General features: G+C 73.2%; 11 protein-coding genes. 2 read left to right on the top strand and 9 right to left on the bottom strand.

Going from position 1 to position 17,098, the window contains the following annotated elements; genetic code table 11:
- Positions 1-3 precede the first annotated feature (3 nt).
- Together OG538_RS24170 and OG538_RS24175 are read left to right on the top strand one after the other, a co-directional pair.
- The gene (locus OG538_RS24170) at positions 4-426 is read left to right on the top strand and encodes an acyl-CoA thioesterase (RefSeq protein ID WP_406096866.1); all 423 of its coding nucleotides are present in this window, start codon (positions 4-6) and stop codon (positions 424-426) included.
- Positions 423-1,106 (top strand): hypothetical protein, encoded by a 684-nt coding sequence (locus OG538_RS24175; protein ID WP_406096868.1) that lies wholly within the window; start codon positions 423-425, stop codon positions 1,104-1,106. The genes OG538_RS24170 and OG538_RS24175 overlap by 4 nt, the downstream gene beginning before the upstream one ends.
- A gap of 15 nt (positions 1,107-1,121) precedes the next feature.
- Here the strand turns inward: OG538_RS24175 and OG538_RS24180 are convergent, their stop codons facing one another.
- The 9 genes from OG538_RS24180 to OG538_RS24220 all read right to left on the bottom strand — a co-directional run bounded on the left by OG538_RS24180 (position 1,122) and on the right by OG538_RS24220 (position 17,043).
- Positions 1,122-2,171, bottom strand: coding sequence for a DUF2804 domain-containing protein (locus OG538_RS24180; RefSeq protein WP_406096870.1), 1,050 nt, complete (start codon positions 2,169-2,171; stop codon positions 1,122-1,124).
- 28 nt (positions 2,172-2,199) lie between these two features.
- Entirely contained in the window at positions 2,200-3,168 is a 969-nt protein-coding gene (locus tag OG538_RS24185; RefSeq protein ID WP_406096872.1) for an ABC transporter ATP-binding protein, read from the bottom strand.
- Complete coding sequence (locus OG538_RS24190; protein ID WP_406096874.1) at positions 3,165-5,978, bottom strand: FtsX-like permease family protein; 2,814 nt, start codon at positions 5,976-5,978, stop codon at positions 3,165-3,167. The genes OG538_RS24185 and OG538_RS24190 overlap by 4 nt, the downstream gene beginning before the upstream one ends.
- Position 5,979: 1 nt before the next feature.
- Positions 5,980-9,300 carry an FtsX-like permease family protein gene (locus tag OG538_RS24195; protein ID WP_406096876.1) on the bottom strand — a complete coding sequence of 1,107 codons (3,321 nt, stop codon included), beginning with the start codon at positions 9,298-9,300 and terminating at the stop codon, positions 5,980-5,982.
- Positions 9,301-9,467: 167 nt separating this feature from the next.
- Positions 9,468-9,872 (bottom strand): globin, encoded by a 405-nt coding sequence (locus OG538_RS24200; protein ID WP_406096878.1) that lies wholly within the window; start codon positions 9,870-9,872, stop codon positions 9,468-9,470.
- Between the two features lie 121 nt (positions 9,873-9,993).
- A complete protein-coding gene (locus OG538_RS24205; protein WP_406096880.1) occupies positions 9,994-11,400 on the bottom strand; it encodes an FHA domain-containing protein in 1,407 nt (468 codons plus the stop codon).
- Positions 11,401-11,507: 107 nt separating this feature from the next.
- Entirely contained in the window at positions 11,508-12,860 is a 1,353-nt protein-coding gene (locus tag OG538_RS24210) for a vWA domain-containing protein (RefSeq protein ID WP_406096882.1), read from the bottom strand.
- Positions 12,861-12,949: 89 nt separating this feature from the next.
- Entirely contained in the window at positions 12,950-14,272 is a 1,323-nt protein-coding gene (locus OG538_RS24215) for a PP2C family serine/threonine-protein phosphatase (RefSeq protein ID WP_406096884.1), read from the bottom strand.
- Positions 14,269-17,043, bottom strand: a complete 2,775-nt coding sequence (locus tag OG538_RS24220; RefSeq protein ID WP_406096886.1) for a tetratricopeptide repeat protein — start codon at positions 17,041-17,043, stop codon at positions 14,269-14,271. The genes OG538_RS24215 and OG538_RS24220 overlap by 4 nt, the downstream gene beginning before the upstream one ends.
- Between the last annotated feature and the right edge of the window lie 55 nt (positions 17,044-17,098).

The following is a 17,098-nucleotide window of genomic DNA, read 5'->3' on the forward strand; positions in this document are numbered from 1 at the left end:
GTCTTGGCTCGTCATATCTACAGCTGCCCGCTGCGCTGGTCGGACATGGACGCCTTCGGCCACGTCAACAACGTGGTCTTCCTCCGCTACCTGGAGGAGGCGCGCATCGACTTCATGTTCCGGCTGGCGCCGGGGGACGGCTCGCCGTCCTTCGCGGGCGGTTCCGTCGTGGCCCGGCACGAGATCGACTACGTGCGTCCGCTGGTCCACCGGCACGCGCCGGTGACCGTCGAGTCGTGGGTCACGAAGATAGGTGCCGCCTCGCTCACGATCGCGTACGAGATCAAGGACCCGGATCAGGTGTACGTGCGGGCGTCGACCATCGTCGTGCCGTACGACCTGGTCGAGGAGCGGCCCCGGCGGATCTCCGCGGAGGAGAGGCTCTTCCTCCAGGAGTACCTGGCCGAGGAGCCCGCGGCGGCATGACCGCGCCCGTACAGTCCCTGCGGTTCGCCGACGAGAGGGAGGCCGCGGATCTCGCGGCCTTCCTCGGCCGGCTGCTCCACTACGACCGTGCCGCGGCCGTGCGGCTGCAGTCGGGCGGCGGTGCGCTGGCCGTGTTCGGCCGGCCGCCGTCGTTCGAGGTCCTGGCGATCCGGGCGGTGCGGCTGGCGGACCGGTGCGACTTCGACGTGACGGTGTCCGCGGGCGAGCTCCTCGAATCACTGGAGGAGTCGACCGGTTCCGGTGCCGTCCCCCCGCCGGTGACGGGGCCGCCCTGGACCGGCGTGCTGCCTCCGCGCGGCGGCTGGCAGGAGCGGCAGGGGCTGCCCGGCCCCCCTGCTCTGCATACGGCGCTGAGCGAGGCCGTCGCCGAGTTCCGTACGCGGGACGCGGCACTGCCCGAGGAGCGGCGTACGCGGGCGGAGCGCGATCTCATCGGGCGTGACATCTGGTCGCGGACCGTCGGCGGTACGGAGCTTCCGCTCCGCGCCGTGCACGCGGCGCAGGCTCTCGGTTTCCTGCGTGCCGCGCCGGACTTCCCCGTGGCCCTGCTGGTTTCGGGGGCCTGGCTGCGGCTGCGTACCCCCTATGGCTCGATCGCCCTGCGGCGGGCGGGCGCTGCGGGGGGTCTGGGGGCGCTCGCCGTCTCCGTGGGCGGGTGACTCCCTCACCTCGCCTCACCAGCGCATGTGGACGTCCTCGGCCCAGCCCAGCAGGCGCTCCACGGCGATCTCCGTGCCGTCGTCCGTGCGAATCCGGCCGTCGTAGTAGCCGAAGCACTGGTCGGTGCGGTTGTCGATCAGGCCGGTCTCCGTGCGCGTCGACCGGTTGTGGAACGGCGTGAACGTCAGATCGACCTGATCGGACGACGGCGTACGGATGGTCCACGGCGCGAGCAGGTCGGTCGTCGACCACCGCCAGTCCAGTTCCTCGCCGATCTTGGTCAGCCGGCCGTCCACACAGAGGCCGTTCTCGGTGGAGCCGGTGCCCGCCGTCCAGCGGCCGCCGAACTGGAGGCCCACCGTGTGCCCTCCGGTGCGCCCGGACGCGGCGCCCCAGTTCCAGTCGACCGTGCGCGGCCAGCGGCCGCGGCCGTGGTCCAGGACGGCCCAGGTGTCGTCCCCGTCGAACTCCAGGTACTCGCTGCCGATCCTGACCCGGCCGGAGGCGGGGAGCGCGGTGTGTTTGGAGGTGTACTGGAAGCGTCGTTCGTCCCACGGCACGACGACGGAGAGCGACTCGTGCTCCGGCGGCCGGGCGACCAGGAGGTCGACCTCCAGCGGAAGCCGCTCCGGGGTCAGGCAGCGGGCCCTCAGCCGGGTGCCGGCGTTCTCGTCGCGGATCTCGACGCGCACCTTGCCGCCGGACGGCCGTTCGGGACCTACCACCACGTCCCGGGAGCCGGGGGCCCCGGCGACGGTGTCGGGCAGCTCGACGCCGAAGCCGCCGGGGATGATCGCGGTGCGCTCCACCTCAAGCCCGCCCGGCGCGTATTCGAGCAGGTAGACGGTGTTCAGAGCGAGGAAGTCGAGATCACTGACGGTCAGCGCCACGAGATGGGTGGGCGTCGTCACGCACCAGTACTCCCACCGCTTGGTCCGGCCCCAGCCGCGGAGGTTGGCGCGGTGAAGCGGCACCCGGGACCAGCCGACCGCGGCCGGATCGAGAGTGCCGTCGGGCAGGCACAGGTCGGTCGGCCCGGTGATCTCGCGTTCGGACGTCGTCATGCGCCGATCCTATGGCGGGGACCGGAGGCTATCCGGGCGTGGGCCCGGCGCCGTCCGGCCACACGCCGATGTGGTCATGCTCCAGTTCCAGCATCACACGGTGCTCCATGCCCAGCGTCTGCGTGTAGTCGGCGGGCAGTTGGAGCCGGCCCGCCCGGTCGAGCATCGCGTACTCGCGTGCCACCTGGGACTCCTGGCCCGTCGCCGCGTCGACCTCGGTGCGGCGCAGCACCTCGAAGGACGTGCGGCCGTCCCGGATGGCCACCGTGCGGCGCACCTCGTTCGCGACCGCCTGGTCGTGCGTGACGATCACGATCGTCGTGCCGAGCTCCTCGTTGGCGCGGCGGAAGGCGGCGAAGACCTGTTCGCCCGTGGCCGAGTCCAGCTCGCCGGTCGGTTCGTCGGCGAGCAGCACCGAGGGGGAGTTGGCCAGCGAGACAGCGATGGCCACCCGCTGCTGCTGGCCGCCCGACATCTGCCGCGGACGCCGGTCGCGGCAGTCGGTCACCTCCAGCATCTTCAGCAACGACTCGGCACGCGCGGTGCGTTCACGGTTGCGGCCGCGGCCGCGCAGTTGCATCGGCAGCGTGACGTTCTGGATGGCTGTCAGATAGGGAAGGAGGTTGCGGGAGGTCTGCTGCCAGACGAAACCGACGACGTCCCGGCGATAGCGGAGCCGTTCCTTCTGGCCCATGGAGAGCAGGTCGCAGCCCGCGACCTTCGCTGCCCCCGCCGTGGGTTCGTCCAGGCCCGCCAGGATGTTCATCAACGTCGATTTGCCGCTGCCGGATGCGCCGACCAGGGCCAGCAACTCGCCCTCGGTGACGAGCAGGTCCAGGCCCTGGAGGGCCTGGACCTCCACTCCGTCCGTGGTGAAGATGCGGACCAGGCGGTCGCAGGCGATCAGCGCGTCGTGGCCGTAGGAGGGCCGGTCGCGGCGGGCGGCGGCACGCTGTTCGAGCTCCGCCAGCGTGGAATCGGTCGACGGCGTCGTCATCGGGAGTCTCCTGCCCTGAGTTCGGTGATCGATCCACGGCGGGCCGCCCACCATGCCTGGACGCCGGCCACCACCGCGGCGAGGACGATCACGCCCACCGCCGGAAGGACCAGTGACCACGGATCGGTCCGCAGCGGTGCGGTGTCCAGCAGGCCGGAGCCGGCACTGGACGAGAGTGCGAGCCGCACCAGATCGATGCCCGGTGACAGCAGCGCGATGGTCGCCCAGCCGACGAGGAGCCCGCCCCCGGCGGCCAACAGGGCCTGCGGCATGGCCTCGAAGCCGAGGAGCCGGCCGCCCTGCCGGGAGGTGAGGCCCATGGTGCGCAGCCTGGCCAGCAGCGTGGTGCGTTCGGGTGCGGTCTGCAGCAGGGAGAGCAGCACGGCGAGGAGCGCGTATCCCGCGCCGGCCGCGATCGCCGCCTGGTAGATCCGCTCGGCCCCCGTCTGCATCGGGGTGTCGACGTACGTGGCCCGCGCTTCGGCGCGCATCTGCACGGTGGCCTCGTCGCCCGGGCGCCCGGCCGCCGTGCGCAGTGCCTCGCCGTCGAGCCGGTCGCCGGTGAGCAGCAGAGCGGTGGTCTGCCGATGGGTGAGCGAGGCGGAGTCGACGAGGATGAAGGCGGTGTCGTCGACGGCGGGCGTGGCCGCCACCGTGCCCGCCACCTGGACCTTGAAGTCCCCGGCCAGCGACTGGAGATCGCGCGGCCGGTCGCCGAGCCGCTCGGCGACGGACGGCGAGACGAGGACGGGCAGCACCCGGTTCTTCGAGGGCATCGCGCCCTTGGGCGTCGCCGGTCCGGTCGCCTTCAACCGGTCGGCGGAGAAGGGGCCGATGCCGGTCGAGCGGGCCAGCCGGGCGTAGGTGACCGGATCGACGCCGACCAGGGTGGCCCCCTTGGCGTCCTCGAATCCGTGCTCGGGCGCCGGAAGGGCGACCCCGTACTCGATCTGGACGCGTGCCACCTCCCGTACGCCGTCCGCCTTCCGCACCGCCCGGATCAGGCCGTCCGACAGGGGTGCGGAGTCGGCCGGGCCGCTGATCCGGGCATCGGCGCCGACGGCACGCACCGCCGCGCCGTCCCGGGCGTCCGCGACCCCGGCGAGCACCGAGCCGCCGAACGCCGCCGTCGTCAGCGCGACCAGCAGCGCCAGCAGCGGCAGGGTGCCGGCGGCCGAGGAACGTCCGGCGCGGGCGAGCGACAGGAAGCCGACCGCGCCGCGCAGCCGGGCCACGGAGCGCAGGGCGAGCCGCAGGGGCAGCGGGTAGAGCCGGACGAGGACCACGGCGGCGATCAGGCCGACCAGTACGGGGGCCGCGCTGATCAGCAGGTCGGTGCCCTCGGCGCCGTCCGTACCGCGTCGGCGCAGCGCGGCGACCGCGCCGACGGCCAGGACCAGCAGGGTGAGTTCGGCTACGGCACGCCGCCGGGACGGGCGGGCGGCGACCAGGTCGTCGCGGCCGCCGTGCAGTTGCGGAGTGCGGTGCAGCAGTGCCGTACGCAGAGGGAGCGCGGCGCAGACGAGGACGACGACCGCGGCGGCGCCCGCCGCGGCGGGCCACAGCCGGGCCTCGCCGATGGCCAGGACCGCGAGCAGCAGGCCCAGGGCCCCGGCGGGCACGGCCGTCACCGCGGTCTCGGCCAGCAGTCGGCCCCCGATGCCCGCCAGGGAACCGCCACGGGCCCGCAGCAGTGCCAGTTCGGCGTGGCGGCGGCCTGCCATCAGGCCGCCCGTCATGAGCAGGACGACGGCGGCGACGGCCCCGATGCCGACGGCGGCGACCGTGACGACCGGCTGGATCGCGGCACGCATCCCCTCGTAGCCGGTCAGCACCTCGTCCAGGTCGGTCGTGGCCGTGACGGTGGCACCGGCCCTCCCGCGCATCTTCAGCAGCTCCGGGCCGCCCTCCAGGGAGGCCACCGCGGTCCGCAGCCGCGGTACGTCGAGTGCGGTGAGGCGAGAGGCGTCGGGCGCGATCCGCCAGTACAGCTCGGGCTGCCCGGTGGTGGCGAGCAGGGCGGGCGCGGCGTCCGGCGGGAGGAGCAGCGCCGCTGTCCAGTAGTAGCGCGGCGTCTCCTTGGTGGGCCGGGCGACCAAGGACGGGCTGCGGAGCAGGGGTTCGGCCGACCAGTAGGAGCCGGCGGGGTCCCGCGGGGTGACGGTTCCGGTGATCCGTACCGTCAGCGGCTCACCGCTGCGGGTCGGGACGGAGACGGTCGATCCGGCCTTGATCCGCAGTGCCTTCGCGGTCTGCTCGGTGACGGCGGCCTCGACCTCCTTGGTCGTGAGTGTCACCTCGCCGCGGACGGCCGGCCACTTCCCCGTCCGCAGGGCCGCGTGGTCGGACAGCGCGGACTGGGTGACGTACGTCAACGCGGGGTCGAGGCCGTACGGGCGGGGGAACCACGGCTCGCCCGCCAGGATCGGCTCCGAGGTACGCACCCCGTACGCGGACTGGGAGGCGTCGGCCCGGACCGGGTCCGGCAGCCCGGCCAGGATGTCGCGCTGTACGGAGCCGAGCGTGGCCCCGCGCACGGCGGACTCGCGGGCCGCCACGGGCAGTTCCAGGCCGGGCTGGGGACCGCTCAGTTCCAGGACGCTGCGCGTGGCGTCGACGTTGCCGAGGTCGTGGCGCAGCCCCTTGTTCTCGTAGTTGTCGACGGCCCGGGGGAAGGCCGCGGCGAGGAAGGCCGTCACCACCACGAGGAGTGCGAACGCGCAGGCGGCGCCGGGGGCCGTACGCAGCCGGGTGCGTACCCAGGGAGCGCAGGCGGTGGCGGCGCGGGGGGTTCTCGGTCGCGGGTTCATGTCAGTTGTCCCCCTGGGCGCGCAGCGAGATCGCCGGGTCGACGCGGCGCAGTGTGAAGGCCGCGACGATGAGCAGCGGCAGCGCAGCGACTCCGGCGAGCAGTACGGCCACCTGTGCGGCCGGCAGCTGCACCAGCACCGCGGGCACCGGCTGGGCCGCCTGACCGGTCAGCACGATCAGCGGGACGACCGCCCGGGTGAGCAGGGCTCCGAGCGCGGCCCCGACCAGCAGCCCGATCGTGATCAGTACGGCCTGTTCGGCGGCGGTCATCCGGGCCAGCCGGCGGCGGGAGGCGCCGAGCGCCCGCAGCACGGCGAACTCGGCGGAACGCTCCCGCTGGGAGCCGACCGAGGCCACCGCGAAGCCGACCGCGGCGAGCGCGGCGGCGATGACGGCCACCGCGAGCAGCGCGGACTGCGGACCGGCCCCCAGCGGATCGCTGATCAGGTCCTCGGCCACCTCGTCGCGCACCTGGACCTGTACGGGGTCGGTGTCGGGCTGCTTGCGCAGTGCGGCCGCGACGTCCGCGGTCCGGCCCGGTTCGGTGCTCAGCCACCACTCGGTGGCGGTGAGCCGGGCGTTGGGGCGTTCGGCGAAGACCTGGCCCAGGGAGCGCAGGTCGAGGAGGAGGGCCCCGCCGTCCCGGGCCTTCTGCGATTCTCCGGTGGAGGCGGAGGAGCCCGAGCCGGGGCCGGTGGTCGGCAGCCGGTGCACCGTCCGTGTGATCTTCACCCGGACCGTCTCACCGGCCAGCGTGACGTCGACGTCCTGCCCCCGCTCGGCCCCGGTCGCCTTGAGATAGGCGTCGGTGGCCACGGCGTGCAGGGCCGGCGCCTTGGTGCGGAGCGCGGTGATCCGCACGTTGAGGGCCGGTATCGCCCACACCGCGTGCTCGGCCGTGACGGATCCCGTGGCGTAGTCGAGGGCGAGCGGGGCGGCGGCCGAGGCGGTCGGGAAGACGGCTGCACCGGGCTGCACCTCACCGAACACGTCGGCGGTCACCGCAGCCTGCCAGCGGAAGCCGTCCGGTACGGGGACCGGCCGTTCGGTGCCGCCCGGCCCGACGGCCCGCAGGGCGCTCACCGTGAGCCGGTGCGCCTCCCCCTTGCCGACGGGCTGCTTGCTGTCCAGCTCGATCCCGGTGACGGCCAGTTCACCGGCGGCGGCCACGTCGACCGAGACCGGATGTGCCTTGCCGTCGACGGGGACGGAGCCCACGACCACCTGGTACGGGATGCCGTAGCGGTCCTCAAGACCTACGGTGACCAGCGGAGCGATGCCGGACGGCGAGACCTTGCCGGGCGCGGTCACCGCGGAGAGCCTTACGTCGAAGCGCAGTTGTGTGCTGTTCTTCGGCAGCAGCAGTCCGGCCCGGGAAGTCTTCGGCGGGGAGAGCGTGTCGAACAGCCGGTCCACGGACCCGTCGCCGAGGTCGTCGCGCATCAGCATCCGCTCGTCGGCATGCGCGGTGTCCAGCGCGAGCACCTCTGCGGTGCGCTCGTCGGAGAGGTCCACCGACGCGCGGAAGGCGGGCGCCGCATTCCGTACGCCCGGCAGTTTCGCGTACGCACCGGCCTTCGCCGGGTCCGCGCTGACACTGCCGGTCATACGCACCGACGCACCGGACCTGAAGTCCGCCTGATCGCTCTGTGAACGGTTCCAGGACGCGCTCTGCCCGATCGCGAGCATCCCCATCGCCACCGCGAGCACCAGCAGCAGGACCGGCCCCGCCCCCCGGAGGGGGCGGCGGCTGAACTGCCAGCCCGCCAGCGCCGTCGCCAGTCCGCGGCCACCCGCCGCCCGGCGTTCCGCGAGCCTCGCGGCGGGCGGCAGCAGGCGCAGTGTCAGCACGGTGCCGGCGAGCAGCGCCAGTGCGGGTGCGGCCACCAGCAGCGGATCGATGCCGAGTTCGCCCGCGCGGTCGCCGCTGAGCGCACCGCCGCCCGAGCCCTTGGTCTGCCGGTCCAGCTGCCAGTACGCGACCGCGGCGATCACCAGCAGGGCGATGTCCGCCCCGGCCCGCACCGGTGCGGGCAGCGCGGCGGAACGGGTGGAGCGCCGGCCCCCGGCACTGGCGGCCAGCGCCGGAGCGACGACGGCGAGCGCACAGGCCAGCGCGGTGACGGCCGCGGTCAGCCACACCTGGCCGGTGACGCCGCCGTCGAGCCGCAGCCCGATCCGGGTGAGTTCGGAACGGTCCGCCAGCAGGCGGGTCAGCGGTCCGCAGAGCAGTGGGGCGACGACAGCAGCCGGCAGCGCGAGCAGCAGCGCCTCGACCGCTGCGAGCGAGGTGATGCGGGCGCGCGACCCGCCGCGCGCCCGCAGCAGTTCGGTCTCCCCGCCGCGTTCGCTGCTGAGCAGCCGCGCCACCAGCAGCAGGGCGTACCCGGCGAGCAGGACCAGCTGCACCGCCACGATCGACAACGTCGACCGGGAGACCAGCAGGGCCCGGTCGATCTGGTCGAGGACGGTGGGCAGCGAAGTCTGCGCAGTGGCCCCGTCCTTGAAGTCGGGAGCGGCGAGCAGTGCCTTGGGCCCCGTGGTCGCCGAGTCGCGCAGCGCGGCCATCCGGTCGGTGGTGACGGTCCCGAAGTCTGCGGAGGCCAGCCAGGACATCTCGCCGGAACTGATCCGGCCGGAGCCGAGCACGGCCGGGTCGGTGAGCAGCGGACCGTACGTCGTGAAGACGACCTTGCGGATGCCGCGCCCCCCGAGCGCGTCCAGCTGCCAGTACGGATCGGACTGGTCCGCGGCCTTGTAGAGAGCGGTGACGAGGATCTGTACGGGCTTACCGCCGAGCCGGTCGGTGAGTTTCAGCCGGCTGCCGGGCTTCAGCCCGAGGGTGTCGGCGGCCGTGACGGGGAGCGCGACCTGGACGGGGGCTCCCGCCTCGCCGGTGCCGGCGACCGGCATGCGGCCGGCCGTGAGCCGGATGCGGCTGCGGTCCAGGGAGGCGAAGTGTGTGAGGTCGGGGTCTCCGCGACGGGCGGCGGGGGCCTGCAGACTGCGCGGCAGCGCGTAAGGCCCGGAGGACTCCAGCTTCCTCACGGTCACCGGGAGCCCGTCGAACGTGGTGTGGGCGGCCCGGCGCGCGGCGGCGTCCGCGGCGTCCCGGCGGTCGCGCTCCACCTGCACGGATATGACGAGAGAGGCGGGCGCGGCGGACCGGTGGGTCAGGGTGTGCCGCAGCGCGGCGTCACCGATGGATCCGGAGAAGGCGGTGAGAGCGGCCAGGACCGAGGTGGTGAGGAGGACGGCCAGCACGGCCGCGGCGAGGAGGAGCCGATGAGCCCTTACCCGCAGTAGGACGAACCCCGTCACCTGGCCCCCTAGTCACCGCACGCTGCGCACGCATCGCCCCCGGCGCCGTCGTATCGGATGCTTTCAGACACCAGCTGCTGCTGGAAACCGCTTACAGGTAGACCTTGATGGGATTGTGATCGATATCCGAAGGTGGAGTACCGAATTCCGCACACCTTCTGACCGGTTCAGCCCTCGGTGTTCACCATCGAGGCGGCCGCGTAGGTGAGGTAGTCCCACAGCTGCCGGTCGTGCTCCGGGGTCAGGCCGAGTTCGTCCAGGGCCACCCGCATATGGCTCAGCCAGGCGTCGTGCGCGGCGCGGTCGACCCGGAACGGCACGTGCCGCATCCGCAGCCGGGGGTGCCCGCGCTCCTCGCTGTAGGTGCGGGGGCCGCCCCAGTACTGCATCAGGAACAGCGTGAACCGCTCCTCGGCCGGGCCCAGGTCCTCCTCCGGGTACATCGGCCGCAGCAGCGGGTCCCCGGCCACACCCTGGTAGAAGCGGTGGACCAGGCGTCGGAAGGTCCCCTCGCCGCCGACCTGCTCGTAGAAGGTCAGCTCCTGCAGCGTGTCGCGCGGATTCTCAGTCACCCGTCCATGGTCGCAGACGCGCCCGCCGGGCACGGGGGACCGGGTGAAGCCGGCCGGCGCGGACAGCACGACGGCCGGCGAGGAGCGCTCCCTCGCCGGCCGTGTCCGTTTCGGAGCCGCGTCAGTCCCGGCGGATCGTGATCGTCGTCCACGCCCCGACGTGCACCTGGTCGCCGTCCTGGAGGGGTACGGGGACGTAGGGCTGGATCGGGTCCTCGGCACCGTTGAGCGTGGTGCCGTTCGTCGAGTTCTGGTCGACCACGGCCCAGCTGCTGTCCGGCTGCTGCACCAGCACCGCGTGCTGGTGCGAGACGCCCGGATCCTCCGGGGGCACCGACAGGTCGATGTCGGGGGACTCGCCCGTGCTGTGGCGCCGGCGACCGATGGTGATCTGGTTGCCGACGAGCGGCAGCTGCTGCTCCGGGGAGTAGGCCGGGAGGTTGAGCCCGGTGGCCTCGGGGCCGCTGCGCTGCATCATCGCCAGGAAGTACTCACGGTCGGGCGCGATGACCGCGGTCCAGTTCATGGACTGCGGAGCCTGACCCTGACCCTGCCCGGGGCCCGGTCCCTGGTTCTGCCCGAAGCCCTGGTTCTGCCCGGGCCCCTGGTTCTGTCCCGGGTACGGCTGCTGCTGCATCGGCGACTGCGGGCCCTGGGCCTGCGAGGGCGGTGACAGCAGCCAGTCGTCACCGCCGGTCTGCGGCGCCTGCGGCTGCGGCGGGGCCGGCGGTCCGGGCTGCCCGAAGACCGGGGGAGCCGTCTGCTGGAACGCGGGCGGCGCACTCTGCTGCTGGTACGGCGACGGCGGAGGCTCCGCCGGCTGTCCCTGCTGCTGGAACGGCGGCGGGGGCGAGCCCTGCGGCGAATTCTGCTGCTGGAACGGCGGCGGGGGCGAGCCCTGCGGCGAATTCTGCTGCTGGGCGTGCTGCTGCCCCTGCGGGAAGCCCTGCGGACCGCCCTGCTGTCCCTGCTGCTGGAACGGGGGAGGGGGCGGCGGACCTTGCTGTCCCTGCTGACCTTGCTGCTGGAACGGGTGGGGTGGCTGCTGACCCGGTCCCGGAGGGCCGGGCCGGCCCGGGCCCGAGGAGAGCGGCTCGGCCGACCGGTTCATCTGCGAGGGGCGCGAGCCCTGGTACTCGAACGGGTCGCGCTGCTGCGGCGGACCCGGCGCCTGCTGGGCCTGGAAGCCCGGCGGAAGATTGAGCCCGGGGACGGGGCCGCCCGGACCGCCGCCGTGCTGCGGGGCCAGCGGCGTGTACGACGTGGCGGTGTTCGTGAGGAAGTTCCAGCGGCACTCCTCGCAGAACGGAGCCATGGACTCCCGCGGGGTGCGGCACTGGGGGCAGAGCTCGGCCTGCTGCGTCGCGTCGGGGCCGGGGCCCTGCGGGTATCCGTAGCCGGGCGCGGGTGGTGGGGGAGGCGGCGGGGGGACGGCGCCCGCGGGCGCGCCCGCCTCGGCCATGCGGTGTCCGCAGACCTCGCACCAGTCCTCGGAACCCGACTGGTGTCCGTTCGGGCAGGTCGGCATGTCGGCGCTTCCCCCTTTCCTCGTCCGGCCCCGGGGGCCGTCATTCTTCTTGCGTCGCCGCCCGGCGGACCTGGCCGGTCGGGCGGCTCATCAGTGCGGATATGTGGCTATTTCTTGACGCGGACCGTCTTCGTGGAGCGCGTTTCGAGTGTCATCTCGTCCGCTTCCGCGACCTTCGCCTTCAGTCGCACAGTACCGGTCGCCGCGTCGACGACGTCTACCACCTTCGAAAGCAGTTTCGCAGTGTCCTCGTTCCCGGACGCGGATGCCAACTGCACCGCCCGGCCGAGTTTGGCCGTCGCGCCGTCGAAGTCTCCCGACTTGCGTGCATCGAGCCCCTGCTGGATGACTTGTGCCAGTTCCGCCTGGCCCGTGTAGTGCGCGACCTGCGGATTGATCGAGGTCGACGCCACCATGTCGTCCGTCCACACCGCCCGCACCAGGCCCTGCGAGAGCGTCTGCGGCGTCCCGCCCGCGGGGGCGGGAAGGATCAGGGAGACACGGGCCGCCAGCATCTCCTGCCCGATACCGGCCTCCGGCACCTGCACGCACACGTGGTAGTCGCGGGACTCGTCCCCCCAGGACCCGGTGGGATAGTCGCCCGCGCGCGGTCCTGCCTCGGTGCGCCGGCCGGTGAGCTCGGCCACTGTCGGCGCGACCTGCTTCACGAACTTGATCTCCACGCCGACCGGGGTCCAGAGCCGCAGTGCCACGTCCGCGACCTCCTTGCCCATCGCGTTCTCCATCATCTGCGTGAAGTCCGCGGCAAGCCCCGACGGGTCGGCGACGATGTCGGCCGTGCCGAGCAGCGCGGAGGCGATCGCTGTGACCTCTTTCACTTCCCAGTCGGTGCCGACGCCGCGGGCGTCACACGTGAACCGGCCCGCGCACGCGTCGAGCGCGGCCCGAAGATCCTCCGGTGCCTCGTGCTCGTTGCGCCCGTCGGTCAGCAGGATCCCGTGCCGGATCTCCACGTCGGCGGCGCCGAACAGCCGGTCCGCCAGCCGCAGCCAGGTCCCGATCGCCGTACCGCCGCCCGCGCTGAGCCGGCGCAGGGCCTCCTTGGCCTGGGCCTTGGTCTGCGCATCGGCGACAGCGAGCCGCCCGTTGCCCGGGTAGACGTCCTTGGCCACGTGCGTACCGCTCACCACCGCGAAGGACGTGCCGTCGCGCAGGGTGTCGATCGCCGCCGCCGTCGCGTCGCGGGCATTGCGCATCTTCGTCGGCGGGTAGTCCATCGAACCCGAGCAGTCCACCATGATCACCACGGCCGCGTTCGCCGCGCCGCCCCCCGCATGCGAGGTCGCCGCACCCGACAGCGGAACGCCGCCGGTGGTGCCACCCCCGGTCGAGGTGACCGTGATGATGCCGTTGACCTCACGGCCGCCCTCGGGCAGATATTCGTTCTGATACACCTCGACGGAGAACTGCGGCACGTTGGACTTGGAGAAGTTGGCCATCTGATCGGCTCCTTGAGGCTCCACGTGTCAGATGAAGACAGATGTGCGGACAACGGCATCGGAGGTGCAGGGGGCGGACAGAACGGGACTCAGCCACTGCTGTAGGCGGATCCTGCCCCTTGCGGTGGTACGGCGAACGGCACCAGGGCCACTGTTACGTTGTCGTGGCCCCCGCCGTCGAGGGCGTGACCCACCAGCACCTGGGCACCGTGCAGCGGCCGTTCGTACGCGTCCTCGGGCACCGCGGCGGCCATTTGGGCGGCGGACTCCGCGTAGTTCCACAACCCGTCCGTGCAGACCACCACGAGTCCCGGGCGGTCCGGCTTGAACGACGCGGTGTGCGGCTCCAGCTCGTAGGCGTCCGCGCCGAGCCAGCCCGTGATGGCGTGGGCACGCTCGTCGGCGTACGCCTCCGCCTCGTTCATCAGGCCGGCCGCGACCATCTGCGCGGCCCAGGAGTCGTCCTCGGTGAGCCGGGCGGGCGGGCTGGAGCGGTCCTCGGGCACCCAGTACACGCGGCTGTCGCCGACCCACCCGACGACCAGCAGACCGCTCGCCATGATGGCGCCGACCAGCGTGCAGGCGGGAGCGTTCTGGTGGCGGTGCGGATCCTGCTCCTGGGCCTGAGGGGAGTCCTGCGCCAGCCGGTTGACCGACTCGGCGGCCGCGACGATCGCCTCGTGCATCGCCTGCTGCGGGTGCGTGCCGCGCGGCAGCGACTCCAGCAGCGCCTCGTTGGCGGCGTGTGCGGCGGCGGCCGAGGCCTCGTCGGGCCGGCTGGCCGACGACACCCCGTCGCAGACGATCGCGACGACGGCGGGCGACCCGTCCGGCAACGCGGTCGTCGACACGGCGAACGAGTCCTCGTTGCGATGATGACGCAGTCCGCGGTCGCTGACGGCGGCGACCGAACCGAGCTCCTGCTCCATGTGGTCGCGCTCGCGAGGCTGGGCGTGGCCGCAGTTCTCGCAGTAGCCGTCGCTGTCGACCCGGCCGGCCCGGCAGGCCACACACACCTTGGCGCCGGCCGGCGGAGCCGGGTCTGGGCCGGGGGACGTACGGGGATCGGGCGCCGCCCCCGCCGGAGCGGCCAGCTCGAAGTCGCCCGACGCGCCGGGCCCGTCGAACCGGGTGCCGGGCAGTGCCGAACGCTCCACGCCCGGCGCGGAGCCGGGCACCGGCTGCCCCGGGGCAGGCTCCGCCGCCCCGGGGGCCGGCCCGAAGCCGGCACCCGGAGCGGAGTCACCGGCCGGGGTGACGATGGCGATCGTCGGACGGTCCTGCGGCGGCTCGGGCACGGCCGACAGGTCGTGTCCGCACGCACCGCAGAACAGGTCCCCCGGCTCCAGCGGCTCCTCGCAGCCGGGACACCTCGACAAGGCAGTCTCCTGGTGCTTCTGCGACATGTTCACACCCACGTTCGGGGGCGGAAACGGTTGGCCCGCTCCACCAGCTCGATCCTCTCGTCGCCGGGCTCCGCAAGCCGGGCGAGCATCCGATACGACCGCTCCAGCCCGAAACGCAGGCCGCGCTCGTCCAACTCACTGCCGAGCAGCGTCTTCGGCCCCTGAGCCCCGGCGTGCGGAACGGACTTGGGGTCCGAGGGCCGAGCCGTGGGACTACCGGAGAGTACCCAGTCCAGGGCCGTCCCCAGCACCTCGGTCGACAACTGCTCGCGGCGCACCGCGTCCAGACCGAGCCCGGCCAGCCCCGTGACCTGGGCCGAGGCCGCCATCAGGTCGGTGATCAGCGGCTCGTCCGGGGCCCGCTCACGCAGCCGGGCCCGCACCGCGGCGACCCGGGCCGCCGTGAAGTGGATCGAAGCCTCCGGCACCGACTCCAGGGTCCGGACGGCTCCGCTCCGGTCCCCGGCCGCGATCTGCACCCGGGCCAGGCCGAACGCCGCGCTCACGAAGCTCGGGTCGGTCATCCACACCAGCCGGTAGTACTCGGCGGCGTTGTCCAGCTGACCCAGAACCTCCGCGCAGATGCCGAGGGCCAGCTTCGGCGCGGGCTCCCCGGGAAACGCGTCGTAGACCGCGTCGAAGGACAGGGCCGCGTTCTCCTTGTCACCGGAGACCAGGGCGGTGAGCCCGCGGTACCAGACCACCCGCCAGTCGTCCGCGTGATGAGCCTCCAGCGACGTCAGGGTCTCCGTCGCGCCGCCGAGGTCGTGCATCTCCAGGGCGGCCCGCAACTCGCGCAGCCTGGTCTCCAGCGAGGCGGCCGGCACGGCCTGCAGCGCGGCGATCAGTTCGGCGGGCGCCGAGGCCATCACCCCGGCGAGGAAACCCGCGTTGGGGTCGCTCGCGTCGACCCGGGGTACCGGCAGCGCGAGGGAGGTCGCGCGCACGTCCAGCCCGGCCAGCCAGGAGCCGTTCGCACTGTACGGCCCCGGCACGGCGCCCGGACTCACGACCGGGACCCGGGGGGCCGGAATGGCCGCCGGGGCCTGCGCGTACGGAGGCGGGGCGCTGTTCCCCGCGCCGGCCGGGGCGCTGCCGCGCAGATGCGTGGTGGTGGAGTGCAGCGGTCCGGCTCCCGCGGCGAACCCGGCGGGCAGGGCGCCCGGGACGCCGCCGGGCGGCGCCACCGCGGAAGGCGGGGCCGGGGGCGGCGCCACCGGAGCTCCGCCGCCCCGCCGGCGCCCGAAGAGGCCGGACCGGCCCGGCTCCTGGGACCTGGCCCCCAAGCGGGAGACGTCACCGGTCCGGCGGGTGAAGAGCTCCGTGTCGGTGACCCGCAACTCCGCGCCGAAGAGCGTCGACAGCGCCGGGCGCGGGCGCCCCGTCTGCAGGGAGACCACCTCGCGCAGCACGCCCGTCAGCTGCTCAGCCATCTCCGCGGCGGAGGCGAACCGCCGTGCCGGATCGGGATCGGTCGCCCGCACCAGCAGCCGGTAGAACGACTCGTAGGTCCGGAACACCTCGATGTTGTCCGGGTCCGGCAGCGAGTCGACGAAGACGTTCGTGTACCCCTGGAAGTCGAAGGTCATCACCGCGAGCGTCCGCGCGACCGTGTACAGGTCGGACGCCACCGAAGTGCCCACCTCCGCGACCTCCGGCGCCTGGTACCCCACCGTGCCGTAGATGGCCGACTCCTCGTCGTCCATCCTGCGCACCGCGCCCATGTCGATCAGCTTCAGCTGGTCCTCGGTCTGGATCGCGTTGTCGACCTTGAAGTCGCAGTACAGCAGGTTGCGGCTGTGCAGATGGCCCAGCGCCTCCAGTGCCTCGATGCCGAACGCGCACGCCTGCTCGACCGGCAGCGGGTCCCGCTTCCCGGCCGGTGTGCGGCGCTCGTTGGCGATCTCCTTGAGCGACTTGCCGCCGACGTACTCCATGACGATGTACCCGTCGAGGGAGCCGGTCCGCTGGTCGAGGTGCTCGACGAAGTTGTAGATCCGGACGATGTTGGAGTGCTCGATCTCGGCGAGGAACCGGCGCTCCGAGATGGCCGCCGCCATGGCGTCCTGGTCCCCGGTGTCGAGCAGGCCCTTGAGCACCACCCACCGGTCGGAGACCGCACGGTCCACCGCGAGGTAGACCCAGCCGAGCCCGCCGTGCGCCAGACAACCCGCGACCTCGTACTGCCCGTGGACGATGTCGCCCTCCTGGAGCTTGGGTACGAAGCTGTACGGGTGGCCGCACTTGGTGCAGAACCCCTCCGTGCGCCCCGGCCGGTCGCCCCGGGCACGGCCCACCGGCGCCCCGCAGTCCGAACGCGAACAGAACCGCTTGCGCTCGGGCACCTCGGGGTTCTCCATGACCGCGGTGCGCGGATCGGGGCGCGGCACGTCCGGTACGAGCACCAGCCCGGCGCCCAGCCGGCTGCGGCCCGAGGAGCCGGTCGACCTGGCCGAGGAACGCACCGAGACCGAACGCGATGCCGTGTTCCCGGACAGCGCCCGCGAGAGCCGCCCCGACACCGAACGCCGTGAGGTCGACGAGCGCGAGGAGGCCCGCGAGGACGCCCTCGACGACGCCTGCGAACTGCTGCGGGCCGAGGTGCTGTTGCTGCCCCTGCTGCCCCGGCCGCCGCCCGCGATACCGGTGGGAGGCGAGCTCACCATGCCGTTCGGTGACACGACCGGCGCCAGACCGCAGGTGTCGCAGTACAGCTCACCGCCGCCCATGTCCTCGTAACTGCCCTCGCACGCGGGGCGCTGGCACTGCGTACTCATGGTCGTTCCCCCTGTTCGCCCCGCCGCCGCAGCGGCCACGTTGCTCCGTCACTAC

This window comes from Streptomyces sp. NBC_01013 (assembly GCF_045162765.1).
Taxonomy (GTDB): Bacteria; Actinomycetota; Actinomycetes; order Streptomycetales; family Streptomycetaceae; genus Streptomyces.